This window comes from Streptomyces sp. NPDC004732, assembly GCF_040609235.1.
Taxonomy (GTDB): Bacteria; Actinomycetota; Actinomycetes; order Streptomycetales; family Streptomycetaceae; genus Streptomyces.
The window spans coordinates 114253-129106 of sequence record NZ_JBEXJR010000006.1 but is presented as its reverse complement, the minus strand read 5'-3'; the positions used below and the strand labels follow the sequence as shown (position 1 = coordinate 129106).

The 14854-nt window shown below is 71.9% G+C and carries 13 protein-coding genes; 8 read left to right on the top strand and 5 right to left on the bottom strand.

The annotated features are described in order from the left end of the window. Positions 1-34: 34 nt before the first annotated feature. From ABZV77_RS19240 to ABZV77_RS19225, 4 genes are all read left to right on the top strand, one after another. Positions 35-868 (top strand): glycosyltransferase family 2 protein, encoded by an 834-nt coding sequence (locus ABZV77_RS19240; protein WP_356257968.1) that lies wholly within the window; start codon positions 35-37, stop codon positions 866-868. Next, positions 865-1878 (top strand): glycosyltransferase family 2 protein, encoded by a 1014-nt coding sequence (locus ABZV77_RS19235; RefSeq protein ID WP_356257965.1) that lies wholly within the window; start codon positions 865-867, stop codon positions 1876-1878. Before ABZV77_RS19240 ends, ABZV77_RS19235 begins: the two co-directional genes overlap by 4 nt. After that, positions 1875-2678 (top strand): polysaccharide deacetylase family protein, encoded by an 804-nt coding sequence (locus ABZV77_RS19230; protein WP_356257962.1) that lies wholly within the window; start codon positions 1875-1877, stop codon positions 2676-2678. The genes ABZV77_RS19235 and ABZV77_RS19230 overlap by 4 nt, the downstream gene beginning before the upstream one ends. A 103-nt stretch (positions 2679-2781) precedes the next feature. Next, positions 2782-6591 carry a lipopolysaccharide biosynthesis protein gene (locus ABZV77_RS19225; protein WP_356258978.1) on the top strand — a complete coding sequence of 1270 codons (3810 nt, stop codon included), beginning with the start codon at positions 2782-2784 and terminating at the stop codon, positions 6589-6591. A gap of 69 nt (positions 6592-6660) precedes the next feature. Here the strand turns inward: ABZV77_RS19225 and ABZV77_RS19220 are convergent, their stop codons facing one another. Then, a complete protein-coding gene (locus tag ABZV77_RS19220; RefSeq protein WP_356257959.1) occupies positions 6661-8085 on the bottom strand; it encodes a xylan 1,4-beta-xylosidase in 1425 nt (474 codons plus the stop codon). A gap of 142 nt (positions 8086-8227) precedes the next feature. Here ABZV77_RS19220 and ABZV77_RS19215 point away from each other — a divergent pair, with 142 nt between their 5' ends. Beyond that, complete coding sequence (locus ABZV77_RS19215; protein ID WP_356257956.1) at positions 8228-9322, top strand: DUF5925 domain-containing protein; 1095 nt, start codon at positions 8228-8230, stop codon at positions 9320-9322. A gap of 30 nt (positions 9323-9352) precedes the next feature. On the opposite strand, the gene ABZV77_RS19210 is transcribed toward ABZV77_RS19215, so the two are convergent. After that, positions 9353-9733, bottom strand: a complete 381-nt coding sequence (locus ABZV77_RS19210) for a GntR family transcriptional regulator (protein WP_356257953.1) — start codon at positions 9731-9733, stop codon at positions 9353-9355. Between the two features lie 104 nt (positions 9734-9837). Between ABZV77_RS19210 and ABZV77_RS19205 the strand changes: the two genes are divergently transcribed. Both ABZV77_RS19205 and ABZV77_RS19200 read left to right on the top strand, forming a co-directional pair. After that, on the top strand, positions 9838-10785 hold the full coding sequence (locus tag ABZV77_RS19205; protein WP_356257950.1) for a GNAT family N-acetyltransferase: 948 nt from the start codon (positions 9838-9840) through the stop codon (positions 10783-10785). Continuing rightward, positions 10766-11299, top strand: a complete 534-nt coding sequence (locus ABZV77_RS19200; protein ID WP_356257947.1) for a DUF402 domain-containing protein — start codon at positions 10766-10768, stop codon at positions 11297-11299. Before ABZV77_RS19205 ends, ABZV77_RS19200 begins: the two co-directional genes overlap by 20 nt. Here the strand turns inward: ABZV77_RS19200 and ABZV77_RS19195 are convergent. Then, on the bottom strand, positions 11272-12594 hold the full coding sequence (locus tag ABZV77_RS19195) for an NUDIX domain-containing protein (RefSeq protein WP_356257944.1): 1323 nt from the start codon (positions 12592-12594) through the stop codon (positions 11272-11274). The two genes, ABZV77_RS19200 and ABZV77_RS19195, sit on opposite strands and share 28 nt — an antisense overlap. 122 nt (positions 12595-12716) lie before the next feature. On the opposite strand from ABZV77_RS19195, the gene ABZV77_RS19190 reads away from it, so the two are divergent. Next, positions 12717-12857, top strand: a complete 141-nt coding sequence (locus ABZV77_RS19190) for a hypothetical protein (protein ID WP_356257942.1) — start codon at positions 12717-12719, stop codon at positions 12855-12857. Between the two features lie 21 nt (positions 12858-12878). Here ABZV77_RS19190 and ABZV77_RS19185 read toward each other — a convergent pair whose 3' ends face one another. Then, positions 12879-13352, bottom strand: coding sequence for a GNAT family N-acetyltransferase (locus ABZV77_RS19185; RefSeq protein ID WP_356257940.1), 474 nt, complete (start codon positions 13350-13352; stop codon positions 12879-12881). Next, positions 13349-14854, bottom strand: a complete 1506-nt coding sequence (locus ABZV77_RS19180; RefSeq protein WP_356257937.1) for a tripartite tricarboxylate transporter permease — start codon at positions 14852-14854, stop codon at positions 13349-13351. The genes ABZV77_RS19185 and ABZV77_RS19180 overlap by 4 nt, the downstream gene beginning before the upstream one ends.

Sequence of the window (14854 nt, the reverse complement as noted above, 5' to 3'; positions counted from 1 at the left end):
GGCGGTCCACCGGACGAGAGGGACCACCGGACTCATGAGTTCGTCTGTGCGCCCGGCAGATGCCGGACAAGACCCGCTGAAAGAGATCGCAAAGAACTACCGGCCGATCTCCACTCACTTGGCGATCACGCCGCCGGTGAGTGTGGTCATACCCGCGATGAACGAAGCGGAGAACCTTCCGTACGTCTTCAAGACACTTCCCGACTGGATCCATGAGGTCGTCCTCGTGGACGGCAACTCCACCGACGACACGGTGGCGGTCGCCAGGGACCTGTGGCCGGACGTGAAGGTCGTCCGCCAGCTCGGCAAGGGCAAGGGTGACGCCCTGATCACCGGCTTCGCCGCGTGCACGGGCGACATCATCGTGATGGTCGACGCCGACGGCTCGGCCGACGGCCACGAGATCGTCTCCTACGTCTCCGCCCTCGTCTCGGGCGCGGACTTCGCCAAGGGCTCCCGTTTCGCCAACGGCGGCGGCACGGACGACATGACGCCGATCCGCAAGCTCGGCAACCACGTCCTGTGCTCCGTCGTGAACACCAAGTTCGGGGCCCGCTACACCGACCTGTGCTACGGCTACAACGCCTTCTGGCGGCACTGCCTCGACAAGATCGAGCTCGACTGCACCGGCTTCGAGGTCGAGACCCTGATGAACATCCGGGTCGTCAAGGCGGGGCTGAAGGTCCAGGAGATCCCGAGCCACGAGTACCTGCGGATCCACGGCGCCAGCAACCTGAGAGCCGTCCGGGACGGCTTCCGCGTCCTGAAGGTGATCCTCTCCGAGCGCTCCAACCGCGCCAGGCGCGGGGCACGGCGCAAGAGCGCGCGAGGGCTGCCCCTGCGCACCGGGCAGGGAGAGGCGTCTTGAGCCCGGACATCTCCGTCGTCATCTGCGCGTACACCGAGGACCGCTGGGAGGACATCCTCGCGGCGGTCTCCTCGGTGCGCGCGCAGTCACTGGCGGCCCTGGAAACCCTCCTCGTGGTCGACCACAACGCCACGCTCCTGGACCGGCTCGCCAGGGAGTACAAGGAGCCCACCGGGACCACCGCCGTGCGGGTGCTCGCGAACGCGGGCCCCCGCGGCCTCTCCGCCGGACGCAACACCGGCATCGCCGCGGCCCGCGGCGGCATCATCGCGTTCCTCGACGACGACGCCGTCGCCGAGCGGGACTGGCTGCGGCACTTCGCCGAGGGGTTCGAGGACCCACGGGTCCTTGCCGTCGGCGGCCGCACCCTGCCCGCCTGGGAGTCGGGGCGGCGGCCTGTCTGGTTCCCCGAGGAGTTCGACTGGGTCGTCGGCTGTACGTACAAGGGGCTCCCCCGGGGCCGGGTCCGGGTGCGCAACGTCCTCGGGGGGAACGCCTCGTTCCGGCGCACCGCCTTCGACGCGGCGGGCGGCTTCGCCACGGGCATCGGACGGGACGGCGACAAACGCCCGCTGGGCTGCGAGGAGACGGAGTTCTGCATCCGCCTCTCCCGCGCGCGGCCGGACGCAGTGCTGCTCATCGACGACCGCTCGGTGATCCACCACCGGGTGCCCGCCGCACGGGAACGGTTCCGCTACTTCCGTACCAGGACGTACGCGGAAGGCCTCTCCAAGGCGCTCGTCGCCCAGAGCGTCGGCGCTTCGAAGGGCCTGGAGTCCGAGCGGCGGTACACCACGCGCGTGCTGCCCGCCGGGGTCGGCCGCGGCCTGCGCGACGCGGCGCTCGGCCGCCCGGGCGGCGCGGGCCGCGCGGGGGCCATCGTGGCGGGAGTGCTCACCGCGGCCGGGGGGTACGTACTCGGCACCGTCCGTGCGCGCAGGGGAGGCGCCGCGTTCTCGGTGCTTCCGGTGGACGCGAGGAGCGCGGGTGGCGAGGGGGCTGCCGCATGACCACGGAATCCGTGCCGATCCTGATGTACCACTCGGTGGCGCGCGTGCCGAGCGCCGCGACGCAGGGGCTCTCGGTGTCGCCCGACGACTTCGAGCGCCAGATGGAGGTGCTCGGCGAGCAGGGGTTCACGCCGCTCACGACCGCCCAACTGGCCGCCGTCTGGCGGACTCGGGAGAAGGCGCTGCCCGAGCGGCCCGTCCTGATCACCTTCGACGACGGCTATGAGGGCGTCCACCGGTACGCGCTGCCCGTGCTCGCCAAGCACGGCTTCGCGTCGACCCTGTTCGTCTCCACCGGCTGGCTGCGCGGGGAGTACGACACCGGGGGCGCCCTCGACCGCATGCTCGACTGGGACCAGGTGCGCGAACTCGCCGCCGCGGGCGCGGAGATCGGCGGGCACAGCCACACGCACCCCGAGCTCGACCAGCTGTCCGACGACGCGCTCCGGTTCGAGCTGCGGCGCTGCCGCGACATCGTCGCCGACCAGCTGGGCACGCGGCCCGCGTCCTTCGCGTACCCCTACGGCTACTCCAGCCGACGGGTGCGCGAGCGGGTCCGCGAGACGGGCTTCCGCCAGGCGCTCGCCGTCGGCAACGGCCTGGCCCGCCGCGCCCAGGGGCCTTACGCACTGCGGCGGGTGACCGTGCGCCGCACCACCGGCGCCGAGGAGTTCGAGCGGCTGGTGGCGGGCCGCGCGATCGGCCGCAACTTCGCCAAGGACCGCACCCTGACCAAGGGGTACGCCCTGTTCCGCAGAGCCCGACAGGTCCGCCGGAAGGCAATCCGTTCCCGTGTCTGACACGACCACGGCCCAGGCCGGCGTCTCCGGTCCCGCCGACGGCACGGGCAAGCCGCCGTCCGGCAAGCCCGGCAAGCCCGGCAAGTCCGGCAGGCCGCGCGGAATGCGCCTGCCGGGCCGGGGCGGCGGCAACAGCCCTCTGTTCCGCAACGCGTACGCACTGATGCTCAACACCGGCATCTCCGGCGTGCTCGGCGTGGGCTTCTGGCTGGCGGCCGCCCGGTACTACTCGGAGTCGGCGGTCGGCCAGGGGTCGGCGGCGATCGCGGCGATGAAGCTCCTCGCGGGGCTCACCGCCGTGACGCTGACCGGCGCCCTCGCGCGGTTCATCCCCATCGCGGGCCGCGCCACGGGCACGTTCATCTTCCGCACGTACGCGGGCAGTTCGGTGGCCGTGGCGTTCGCCGCCCTCCTCTTCCTGCTCACGCTCGACCTCTGGGGACCCTCGTACCGCTTCCTGCACGGGCCCGTCCACGGCATCGGCTTCGTCCTCGCCGTCGTGGCCTGGTCGGTCCTGACCCTGCAGGACGGCGTCCTGACCGGGCTGCGCAACGCGCTCTGGGTGCCCGTCGGCAACACCGTCTTCTCGGTCGCCAAGCTGGGCCTGCTCATCGCGATGGCCGCGGCGATCCCCACCGCGGGCGTCTTCGTGTCCTGGGTCGCCTCGATCCTCGTGTCGGTGATCCCGCTCGGCTGGCTGGTCTTCCGGCGCCTGGTGCCACGGCATGTGAAGGCCACCGCAGGAAAGGCGCATCCGCCCACCCTGCGCGAGATCGGCCGCTTCCTTGCCGGGGACTACACCGGCTCGCTCTTCTCGCTCGCCGTGGTCTATCTCGTCCCGGTCATCGTCGCCTCGCAGGTCAGCTCGGTCGACAACGCGTACTTCTACATCACCACCACCATCGGCGGCACGGTCAATCTGCTCGCCATCAACATGGGCGCCTCGCTGACCGTGGAGGGCGCGCACGATCCGGCGCTGCTCGCCGCCAACACCCGCTCGGCGCTGCGCCGGATGGCGACGATCATGCTGCCGGTGTGCGGGATCCTCTTCCTGGCCGCGCCGATGATCCTGCGCATGTTCGGTCAGGGGTACGCGGACGCGGCCACTCCCCTGCTGCGCTGGTTCGCGGTGGGGGCGCTGCTGCGGGTCGTCATGGAGACGTACTTCGCGGTGCAGCGCGCGCAGAGCAAGACCTCGGGGATCGCCTGGCTGCAGGGCCTGTTGTGCGTCCTGGTGCTCGGTCTCACGCTGCTCCTGCTGCCGCGGATGGGGCTGACCGGCGCGGGCATCGCGGAGATCTCCAGCCTCGCCGTGATCGTGGCCATCGCGGCGCCGAAGCTGTACCGCGTGGTGCGGGCGGCGCCCTCGGAGAGGCCCGAGGAAACGGCGCCGGACGGGGACCTGGCCGACCTGGGGACGGCGGACACCCGCGCGGAGCAGGTGCGGGCGGGGGCGGCGGCCGCCGGGGCGACGGACGGGGGCGGAGCCGGGGGCAAGGCGCACAAGGAGCGCCACGGGCCTGCCTGGGCGCTGCGCGAGTCGCTCGACTCGGACACCCTCCATCTCGCCGTGCAGCTCGACTTCGAGCACCAGGAGCGCAGGCCCGACGTGCGGCCGGGTCCTGGCACGCCCGCCTCGGGGACGCCCGCGGCGCGGAGCGAGGGGGACGACATGGACGACCGGCCGACCTGGGCGCTTAGAGCCCCGGCCGGACCGGTGGAGGAGTCCGCTCCCCCCAAGCCGACGTACGCGCCGACACCCGCTCCGACACCCACGGAACTGCTGGAACCCGTGGAGCAGGAGGAACCGGAGAAGCAGGAAGAGCCGGAGGAGCAGGAGGAGCAGGAGGAGCCGGAGGAGCCGGAGGAGCCGGAGGAGCAACGGGACCCGGCAGGGCCCGCCCCCCGCCGCCACGTCCTCGTCATGGCCCTGCTCCTCGCCGCCGCACTCGCCCTGTACTGGCTGCCCGTCCTCGGCCTCGGCGAGAAGGACCTGGACGAGATGGGCGGGCTCGGGCTCATCTCCGTACTGCCCACACCGACGCTCGTCGGCGCCGCCCTCCTGGTCGTCGTGTTCGCCACGCTGCTCTGGATGGACCGGCCGATCAAGAGCCTCCTCCTGCTCACCCTGCTCGCGACCGTGGTGTCCCTGCACGCGCTGCCCGCCGTCATCGAGACCGAGCCGCGGTTCGCCACGGCCTGGCAGCACCTGGGCTTCATGGAGTACATCGACCGGACCGGCACCGCGGTGCCCGATCTGGACGCGCGCTGGAGCTGGCCCGGCTTCTTCGCCGCGGCCACCTTCGTCGCGAAGGCGTGCGGCGTCTCGGACATGACCGAGGTGATCCGCTGGTGGCCGACGGCCATCCAACTGCTCTATCTGGCGCCGATGTTCCTGCTCGTGCGCTCCATGCGGGCGGCCTGGCGCGCCAAGTGGGCGGGCCTGTGGATCTTCGTCCTGAGCGGCTGGGTGGGGCAGGACTACTTCTCCCCGCAGGGCTTCACGTTCCTGCTCTACATCGCCTTCGTCGCCGTGCTGATGGTGTGGTTCCGGGCGCCGCGCATGCTGTGGGCCAAGCGGCGTCCCGGGGAGGTGGAGGTCGAGCCGGCCGGCCGCAAGGAGCGGGCCGTGCTGCTCCTGGTCCTGATCGGCCTCTTCGCCGCGACGGTCCCCGCCCACCAGCTCACGCCGTTCGTGATGCTCGGCGTACTCACCGTGCTCGTCCTGGTCGGCCGCTCCGAACTGCGCGGCCTGCCGATCCTGTTCGGCGTGCTCGTCGTCGTATGGCTCGGCTTCCTCGCCGAACCGTACTGGTCGGGGCACTTCGACGAGCTGTTCGGCGGGGTCGGCGGCGTCGGCGGGAACGTGTCCTCTTCGGTCTCCGGGCGCATCGAGGGCGGCAGCTCGACCCACCGGCTCGTGCTGTACGCGCGCGTGGCGATGGCGGGCAGCGTGCTGGCGTTCGCCTGCTGGGGCTGGTGGCGACGGCGCTTCTACAAGTACAGCGAACGCTCGCTGCTCGTCCTCACCTTCGTGCCGTTCCTGGGCTTCGGCATGCAGTCGTACGGCGGCGAGATGGCCCTGCGCGTCTTCATGTTCGCGCTGCCGGGCGCGGCCCTGCTCGCCGGTCTGGCGCTGTTCCCACGGGCGGGCATCACGCGGGACGAGCGCGACCGCGACCGGGTGAGCCTCGCGCCGCTGGCCGCGCTGATGGCCGGTCTGGTCCTGATGGGCGGCTTCCTGGTGGCCCGCTGGGGCAACGAGCCCTTCGAGCGGATCCGCCCCGGCGAGGTCGCGGCGATGGACTACCTGTACGAGCACGACGACCCGACGGCGCGGCTGCTCTGGATGAGCAACGACACGGTCGACAACGTCACCCCGTCGATTCCGTGGGGCGCCCGTGACATGGAGAAGCTGGAGTACGTTCCCACGCTCGCGCCCGCCGACCCGGTCCTGGTGTCGGGCCTGGTGAAGTCCCTCAAGGACGCGGGCCCCAACTCGTATCTGATGATCAACCGCAGCCAGACGACCTATCTGCAGATGGATGCCGGATACGCCGCGTCGTGGGAGCCGCGCATCATCCGCAACCTGGACGACCGCAGGGACCTCAAGAAGGTCTTCACCAACGCCGACGCGACCATCTACGCCCTGACCAGGCAGCCGGACGGCAGGGCCGCGAAGCCCGATCCGGGGCCCGTCGGACCGAAGGTGACGTGGACGCCGTGGTCGGTCGTGGGCGGGCTCGCGGCGGTGGCGCTCATCCTGCTGCTCGGGGCGCGCGAGATGGTGCGGGTCGCCGCGGCGCCGAGCGTGCGGCAGCAGCGGTGGCTGCAGGGCAGCTTCTGGTTCTCGCTGCCGCTGCTCGCGGTGCTGCTCGCCTCGCTGATCCAGCGGTTCCTGACGATGGCGTGAGCGGGCGAGTGGTTCCTGACGATGGCGTGAGCGGGCGAGGTGAGGTGAGGTGGGACGAGGCGGGGCGGCTCAGCGCTTGAGCCACTTCACCTCGTACCCCGCCATGTCGAACCGTCGGCCGTCGATCTTCGCGCTGATCCGCCGGTCGAGGGTGTTCACCACGAGGACGGCCCGGTCGTCGGCGAGGACCCGGACGTTCGGCCGGTCGTCGGCGGCGACGGACACCTTCGCGTACTTCGTGCCGGGGCCGAACTCCTTGCCGAACCGTCCGATGAGCTTCATCATCGGCAGCTCGGCCCCGCCGTCGCGGAGTTGGGTGGCGGACCAGAGGCAGCCCGCACACTTCGTCCCGCGCTTCTGCGGGTTCCAGTAGAAGCCGCTCGTGGCACCGCCGCGGACCATCGCCATCAGGCCGGACGCCTGGACGGCGACGCGGTGCGCCTCGGACCAGTCGTCCCTGTTGTCCTGGTCGTCGCCCGGTTCCACGTAGTACTCGGCCCACCACAGCGGCAGGTCGCCGGTCCGCTCCCGCACCCACTTGCCGACGTCCGTGAACTTCTCGGTGGCCCGGAACTCGTCGGGGAGCAGCTCGTCGTCCACGGTGTAGCTGGAGCCGTCGACGACGACGAAGTCGGCGCCCGCCTTGTACTTGTTCCAGTGATCGAAGGCGTCGATGATCCGCTGGTCCATGCGCCCCCAGGGGCCCTTCGGCGCTGCTGAGACACCCTCGGTCTGGCGCGGGTCGACGCTGTTCATGACCAGGTAGGGGCCGCCGACCATGATGTCCTTGTCGACCTTCTTGAGCGCCTTGTAGACGAGGTTGTAGAGCTCGGTGTACCCCTCGTAGTCCCAGCGGCCCTTCTCGTTGTTCCAGAAGCCCTTGAACTCGTTCCAGACGACGAAGTGACGGACGTCGGGATAGCGCTTGGCGACGGTCGCGGCGAGCTCCGCGAAGTCCTTGTAGTGCGCGCGGTCCGGGGCGGTCTCCAGGGACCGCTTGCTCCAGTCCGTCTTGTCCGCGCCGGGTTCGCCGCCCTTCATCCAGTCGGGCGCGCAGCACAGCGTGACGACGGGAATGCCGTCGCTCTCCCGGACGAAGTCCATCCGGCGGTCCATCGCGGAGAAGTCGTAACGCCCCTTCACCGGCTCGGGGTTGCCCGCGCCCCAGCCCATGATGTGCTGGATCTGCGGGACGGGCCTGCCCTGGTCCGCGAGCTCGGTGCGGACACGCTCGACGGCCTTGTCCTCGCCCTCGTCCGCGCTGTACTGGGTGTGGGTGAAGCCCCAGCCCACCTGCGGTCTGGCGTCGCCGGGCGGGACGGCCGGGGTGCCGTGCACCTTGTCCCCGTCAGGAGTGGTGCCCGCGGTGCTGCCCGTGTCGCCGGGCAGCGTGTTGACCAGTGTGATCACCAGGGTCAGTGCGACCAGACCGACACCGAGCAGGGCGGTCAGACGCCACCGCCGTGCGTCCGTGTTCCACTCATGACGTCCCATCAGCGGCAACAATATCGGGACAAGTCGGCGGTAGGACAGGTTCCGGACGACAGCTCGGTGACAACGGTCTCCGAATCGGGCGCATGGAACACACCGCGGAAAGCGGATGCACAACGGCGTGCGCGTGCCGGATCATGTCGGCATGTCTGCGAACCCACAGGACGCCCTGCCGATCCGGCTCAACGTCGACGACAGCGACTCCCCTTCGGATGTCGTGGACGCCCTCTTCCTCGGCCGTTTCGCGACGGGCGAGCAGCCCTTCTCGCACAGCGCGAACATCGACCGCGTCAAATCGGGTTCCACCCTGCTGCCGCCGGGCGCCGCGGTGCTGCGCGCGGCCCGCGACGACGACCGCAGCGCCACGCTCGCCGAGGGCGACGGCTGGACGCTGCTCGTCTCCCGCTGGAACCGCGGCGCGGACGTCACGGTGACGGCGACCACCGCCGAACTCGCCGAGAAGGTCCTGAAACAGGCCACGGACGGCGCGCAGGACGAGCCCGAGCCGCAGCCGGAGAACGTGACCATGGGCTTCTGGTACGTCTCCCCGCGCCGCGGCCCGCACCGCACCACCCGGCAGATCTCGGCCGGTACGTGGGAGGAGGTGCGGCCCAACTACACGGCGCCGGTCGCCGACGCCATGGACACGCTGATGAAGACGGTTCCCGAGGACATCTCGGGCCGCCTGCTGCTGCTCCACGGCCCGCCGGGCACGGGCAAGACGTCGGCGCTGCGGACCCTGGCGCGCTCGTGGCGGGACTGGTGCCAGGTGGACTGCGTGCTGGATCCCGAGCGGCTGTTCAGCGACGTCGGCTATCTGATGGACATCGCGATCGGCGAGGACGACGGGACGGCGAAGGGCCGCTGGCGGCTGCTGCTCCTGGAGGACTGCGACGAGCTGATCCGCGGCGAGGCCAAGCACACGGCGGGCCAGGCCCTGTCGCGGCTGCTCAACCTCACGGACGGCCTGCTCGGCCAGGGCAGAAACGTCCTGGTGGGGGTCACGACCAACGAGGACCTGGAGCGCCTGCACCCGGCGGTGGTCCGCCCCGGCCGCTGTCTGGCCCGCATCGAGGTGGGCCCGCTGACCCGCCCCGAGGCGGTGGAGTGGCTCGGCACGGAGGAGGGGGTTTCCCGCGAGGGCGCCACCCTCGCGGAGCTCTTCGCCCTGCGCCGGGGCACGTCCCCGACGTCGGTGCCCGACCAGCGGGAGGGAGCGGACTCGGGGCTGTATCTGTAAGAGCCTGCGTCGTGACCCCGGCCGGGTGGGCTAGCCGGAGGTTCCGTAGGCCGCGCGCAGGGCGTCCCGTACCGCGGCGAGCGCGGCCTCCTCCGAGAGGCCCAGTCTGCGGGCCCGCTCGGCGTAGGACTGCGCCTCGGCCGACGCGGCCTTCGCCGCCGCGTCCCCCGCCGCCGCGACGAACGTCCCGTTCCGTCCCCGGGTCTCGATGACCCCGTCGGACTCCAGCGCCCGGTAGGCCTTGGCCACCGTGTTGGCGGCGAGCCCGAGGGATTCGGCGAGCCCCCGCACGGTGGGCAGCTTGTAACCGGCGGGCAGCGCCCCGGACCTCGCCTGCTCGGCGATCCGGGCCCGCACCTGCTCGTACGGCGCGTCGCCCGCGCCCGCGTCGATGTCGATCTTCAAAGTCACGGGGTGATTGTCCCGCACACCCCGCCGCTTGCGGCACCGCTGCGCGCCGTGGCCGCGGAAAATGAGGAGCGCCCCAGCGCGCCCCACGCGTACCGTGCGGCTCCATGACAGTGATCGTCCGAGCCCTCGACCGCGAGGGGCCGACAGCCGCCGCGGACGACGCGGGTTTCGCCGCCGTACGCCGGGCCTGCGTGCCCGCCATGCTCGCCACCTCCGCCTCGGTCGCCTTCGACCGCGCGCACGCCCATCCGGACTCCGGCTACCGGCAGTTGATCGCGGAGACCGACGGCGAGGTCATCGGCACTGCGCAGGTGGGCATCGCCTACGACAGCCCCGAGCCGGGCCAGGGCTTCGCCAACATCTACGTCCATCCCGAGCGGCTCGGCAGGGGCGCGGGGACGCTGCTCCTGCGCACGGCGGAGGAGTACCTCGCGGACGCGGGCGTGCGGACCGTCTACTCATGGGTCCTCGACGAGCCCGCGAACCTCGCCTTCGCCGCCCGCCACGGCTACCGGTCGCGGCGCAGCGCGCACTTCCTCCGCCTGGACCTGGCGCACGGCACGCTGCCGCCCCGCAGCGAGCCGCCCGCCGGGGTCGAGCTGGTCGAGCTGGTCAATGGGTCGGTGTTCGCGGACGACGCGCGCGCGTTGTTCGCCCTCGACGCGGAGACGGTGGCGGACGAACCGAGCGACGTGGCCGCCGAGTTCTCGGACTACGAGCACTGGCTCGCCGAGACCTGGCGCCATCCGCTGGTCAGCCAGGAGCTCACCACGGTGGTGCTGGTGGCGGGCCGCCCCGCGGCGTTCAGCCTGGCCCGCGCGGACGGCGCGGGACGCTACTCGTCCAACATGACCGGCACGGCGCGCGCCCACCGCGGCCGCGGCCTGGCCAAGCTCGCCAAGAACGACTCCCTGCACCGGGCCCGCGCGGCGGGCTGCACGGAGGCGTTCACGGGCAACGACGCCGGGAACGAGCCGATGCTGGCGATCAACAAGTGGTTCGGTTACGAGATCTGTGGCACGGAGGTCCGCCATGTCCGCACCCTCGGCTGACGCGCCCTCGGCCGACGCGCCGGAGTCGCTGGAGGTCGCTCTGGTGAAGGCGGGCCGGACCAAGATCCGTTATCCCGCACGGCTGCTGCACGACGACGGGAACCACCTCGCCGTCCGGGCGCCCTGGGCGGCTCCCGGGGTCCGTGACTTCGGCTTCGTGCGCTTCGAGCCGGGCGACGTCTTCGTCGAGCACTACTGGCGCGACCGCTGGTACGCGATCAAGGAGGTGTACGCGGGGGACGGGGCCCGCAAGGGCTGGTACTGCGACGTGACCCGCCCGGCCGTCCGCGACGGCGCCGTCCTCACGGTGGAGGACCTGGACCTGGATCTGTGGGTCTCGGCAGACCGCGGGACCGTACTGCGCCTGGACGAGGACGAGTTCGCGGAGAGCGGGCTCGCCGCCGAGGACCCGGCCGCGGCCGCCGCGGCGGTCCGCGCCCTGGACGACCTCGAAGCGCTGGCCCGGGGCGCCGGGTTCGACCTGGACTACTCGGCGACCAGCTCCACTTCATAACCCCAGGCGTCTTCCAGATAGGCCGCGTACCGCCCCTCGCCGCCTGCGTGGGGGTGCCGGTCCGCGAAGAGCAGGGCCCATCCGTGGTCGGGCGCGGCGGCCACGAGCCGGTCGAGCACGGCCCGGCCCGCCACGTGGAACGCCAGGTGGTTCAGGCCGGGGCGGTGCCGGTCGTGGCCGCCGGGCCGCAGGTCCGGCGACTGTTCGAGCACCACGTACGCCTCGTCGCGGCGCCAGCTCCGGCCGTGGCCCCAGCGCTGGAACGGCACATGGCCGAGCTCGCCGAGGAGCCACCCCCACGAGACCGCGGCCGCCGCCAGATCGGGCACCCACAGCTCCACGTGGTGCACCCCGCCCGCCCGCACCGGGGCGAGGGATTCCGGCGCCGTGGTGCGGTCGCCCTCATAGGCCACCGCCTCCTCGTCCGACTGCCAGTGCACGATGAACCGCTCGCCCGCGCGCCAGGCGGCCAGGCCCGCTCTGCAGTACGCCACCATGTCGTGCGGCAGAGCGGACAGGGGGTGCCAGACGAGCTCGGCGCACTTGTCCGGCTCCGCGTTGACCGGCTCGCCGCCCGCGCCGTGCTCCGCCGAGAAGAACCAGCCGGTGCGCGGCGCCTCGCCGGGGCCGCGGTGCTGAACGACCGCCTCCACGCGCAGGTCGGCGGGGGCGAGGTCGAGCCCGATCTCCTCGCGCGCTTCCCGGATCATGGCCGCGCGGACGTCCTCGCCGTCCTCCACATGGCCGGACGGGAGGTGCAGGAGACCATCCCCGTACCCCGTACCGGAACGGCGGGCCAGCAGGACCTCGTCGCCGCGGCGCAGGATCAGATGGACGTCGACGACCTCGGTGTGCCGGGCCGGGGCGTCCGGCACCACGCCCACCAGCAGATACCGCGCGTCCCCCGGCAGCCGCTCGGAGTGCAGGCGGGCGACCAGGGGCGTCAGGGCCGACACCGTTCGGGACACGGGGAGGCCCGCGGGGCTCACGGTCCCCCGCTCGCCTTCGACGAGAACCAGCCTTCCGCCGGGCCGCAGCAGGCCGCACCAGCGCCGCAGGGCGGCCTCGGGGTCCGGCAGCGTCCACAGGACGTCGTGGGCAAGGACCACGTCGAACCGCCGCCCCTGGACCGGTGGCCGGTCCGCGTCGCCGACCGGCACCTCGGTGACGCGGTGGCCGCGGTCGGCGGCGAGCGGGGCGAGGCTGCCGGTGCCGAGGCCGAGGACGTCACCGGGGGCGTCCGGCAGCCAGTCCCGCAGCCGGTCGGCCCAGTCGATCGCCTCGTTGCTCGTCATGTCCCGATGGTCGCAGCTGCCACTGACATTCGGCCCTCGATCAGAAAGCGGGCGCCGAGAGGTCTACGACAGGCCTTGAATGGACATCGGTAAGGCAGGAAGCAGAAGGCAGGGAGGCCGCCATGCGCCGAGTGACCACACACAAACCCGCCGCCAAGACCGTCAGCCGTCGGGTGCGGGAGCGTCAGGAGGCGGAGGTCAGGCCGCAGGAGAGGCCCGAGGTCCGCAAGGACATCCAGCGGACGTGGTGGCCGGACGGCTGAGGAGCCGCGGATGAGACGCGATCAGCTCTCCTGGAGCCGCTTGCGGTAGTGGATCCGGTCGTACGGCCCGTCCACGCGCCGCTCGACGACCTCGTACCCGTACCGCGGGTAGATCTTCTGGTTCTCCCACATCAGGGCGTTGGTGTAGAGCCGGATCTCGGGGAGGCCGAGCTCACGCGCATGGGCGTCCACGAAGGAGAGCAGTCGGCGGCCCACCCCCTGCCCCGCGGCATCGGGGTGGACCGCGATCGACTCCAGGAGGAGCCTGCCTTCGTAGGGACGCGGGACGAGCACCAGGAGACCCACCACGGGGTCCCCGGTGACGTACACGAAACCCGCCGCCACATCGGCCGCGTGATCGGCCTCCATCGGGCTGGGGACGCGCCCGATGCGTTCGATGTAGCGGTGGTAGGCCGCGTCCGTGACCGCCCGCACGGCGGGCACGTCGGCGGCTGTGGCGAGGCGGATGTCCGTGGAACCCTCGATGGTGGTCATGCCTCTACGTCTACGTCACGGCGTCGCGCCCGCACCACCGCCTTCTTCAACAAGGGCCAGGCCACGATCAGGACGATGAGGCCATAGACCGTCGTGGAGAACGGCGTGAGGAGGCCGCTGGCGTCGCCGTCGCTGATCTGCAGGGCGCGGCGCAGCTGTTGCTCGGCGTTCGGGCCGAGGATGACGCCGATGACCGCGGGCAGGACCGGCAGTCCGTAGCGCCGCATGCCGAAGCCGATCAGGCCGATGACCAGGAGGATGACGAGGTCGATCGGTTCGCCGCCGACCGCGTAGGCGCCGACGGCCGCGAAGAAGAGGATGCCCGCGTAGAGGTAGGGCCGCGGGATGCGCAGGAGCTTCGCCCAGACCGGGGCGAGGGGCAGGTTGAGTGCCAGCAGGAGCACCATGCCGACGAACAGCGAGGCGATGAGGCCCCAGACGAGGTCCGGTTCGCGTTCGAAGAGGAGCGGCCCCGGCTGGATGCCGTACTGCTGGAAGGCGGCGAGCATCACGGCGGCGACGGCGGTCGTGGGCAGGCCGAGCGTGAGCATGGAGACCAGCGTGCCTGCCGCCGACGCGGAGGCGGCCGACTCCGGTCCCGCGACGCCCTCGATGGCGCCCTTGCCCCATTCGTCCTTGTGCTTGGAGAGGCGCTTCTCGGTCACGTAGGAGAGGAAGGTGGGGATCTCCGCGCCGCCAGCGGGGATGGCGCCGAACGGGAAGCCGATGAGGGGGCCGCGCAGCCAGGACTTCCAGGTGCGCCGCACGTCCTTCCTCTGCAGCCAGGGGCGGCCCACGGGGATCGCCTGCCCGCTGCTGCGGCGCAGGTGGGCGGCGACCCACAGGGCCTCGCCGATGGCGAAGAGCCCCACCGCGACGATGACCACGTCGATGCCGTCGGCGAGTTGGAGCGAGCCGAAGGTGAGCCGCTGCTGGCCCGTCATCTGGTCCAGGCCGACCAGGCCGATGGTCAGGCCGATCAGGAGCGAGGCGAGGCCGCGGATGCGGGACGAGCCGAGCACGGAGGTGACCGCGATGAACGCGAGCACCATGATGGCGAAGTAGTCGGGCGCGCCGATGTCGACGGCGAGGTCGGCGACGGTCGGCGCGAGCGCCACCAGGAGCAGCGTGCCGATCATGCCGCCCGCGAAGTGGCCGATGGCGGCGGCCGCGAGGGCCTGGGCGCCCCGCCCGGCCTTGGCCATCGGGTGGCCTTCCATGGCCGCGACGACGGCGGCGCTCTCGCCGGGTGTGTTGAGCAGGATCGAGGTCGTCGAACCGCCGAACATCGCGCCGTAGTAGATGCCGGCGAACATGATGAACGCGCCGGTCGGTTCGAGTCCGTACGTCACCGGGAGCAGCAGGGCCACCGCCATCGCGGGGCCGATGCCGGGCAGCACGCCGATCGCGGTGCCGAGCAGGACGCCGACGGCCGCCCAGAGGAGGTTGATCGGGGTGAGGGCGGTGCCGAAGCCGTCCATGAGGGAGGTGAAGGCGTTCAT

Coding starts and splice junctions, on each gene's coding strand:
- ABZV77_RS19240 (WP_356257968.1), top strand. CDS start 35: ATGAGTTCGTCTGTGCGCCCGGCAGATGCCGGACAAGACCCGCTGAAA.
- ABZV77_RS19230 (WP_356257962.1), top strand. CDS start 1,875: ATGACCACGGAATCCGTGCCGATCCTGATGTACCACTCGGTGGCGCGC.
- ABZV77_RS19225 (WP_356258978.1), top strand. CDS start 2,782: ATGCGCCTGCCGGGCCGGGGCGGCGGCAACAGCCCTCTGTTCCGCAAC.
- ABZV77_RS19220 (WP_356257959.1), bottom strand. CDS start 8,085: ATGGGACGTCATGAGTGGAACACGGACGCACGGCGGTGGCGTCTGACC.
- ABZV77_RS19215 (WP_356257956.1), top strand. CDS start 8,228: ATGTCTGCGAACCCACAGGACGCCCTGCCGATCCGGCTCAACGTCGAC.
- ABZV77_RS19205 (WP_356257950.1), top strand. CDS start 9,838: ATGACAGTGATCGTCCGAGCCCTCGACCGCGAGGGGCCGACAGCCGCC.
- ABZV77_RS19200 (WP_356257947.1), top strand. CDS start 10,766: ATGTCCGCACCCTCGGCTGACGCGCCCTCGGCCGACGCGCCGGAGTCG.
- ABZV77_RS19195 (WP_356257944.1), bottom strand. CDS start 12,594: ATGACGAGCAACGAGGCGATCGACTGGGCCGACCGGCTGCGGGACTGG.
- ABZV77_RS19190 (WP_356257942.1), top strand. CDS start 12,717: ATGCGCCGAGTGACCACACACAAACCCGCCGCCAAGACCGTCAGCCGT.
- ABZV77_RS19185 (WP_356257940.1), bottom strand. CDS start 13,352: ATGACCACCATCGAGGGTTCCACGGACATCCGCCTCGCCACAGCCGCC.
- ABZV77_RS19180 (WP_356257937.1), bottom strand. CDS start 14,854: ATGAACGCCTTCACCTCCCTCATGGACGGCTTCGGCACCGCCCTCACC.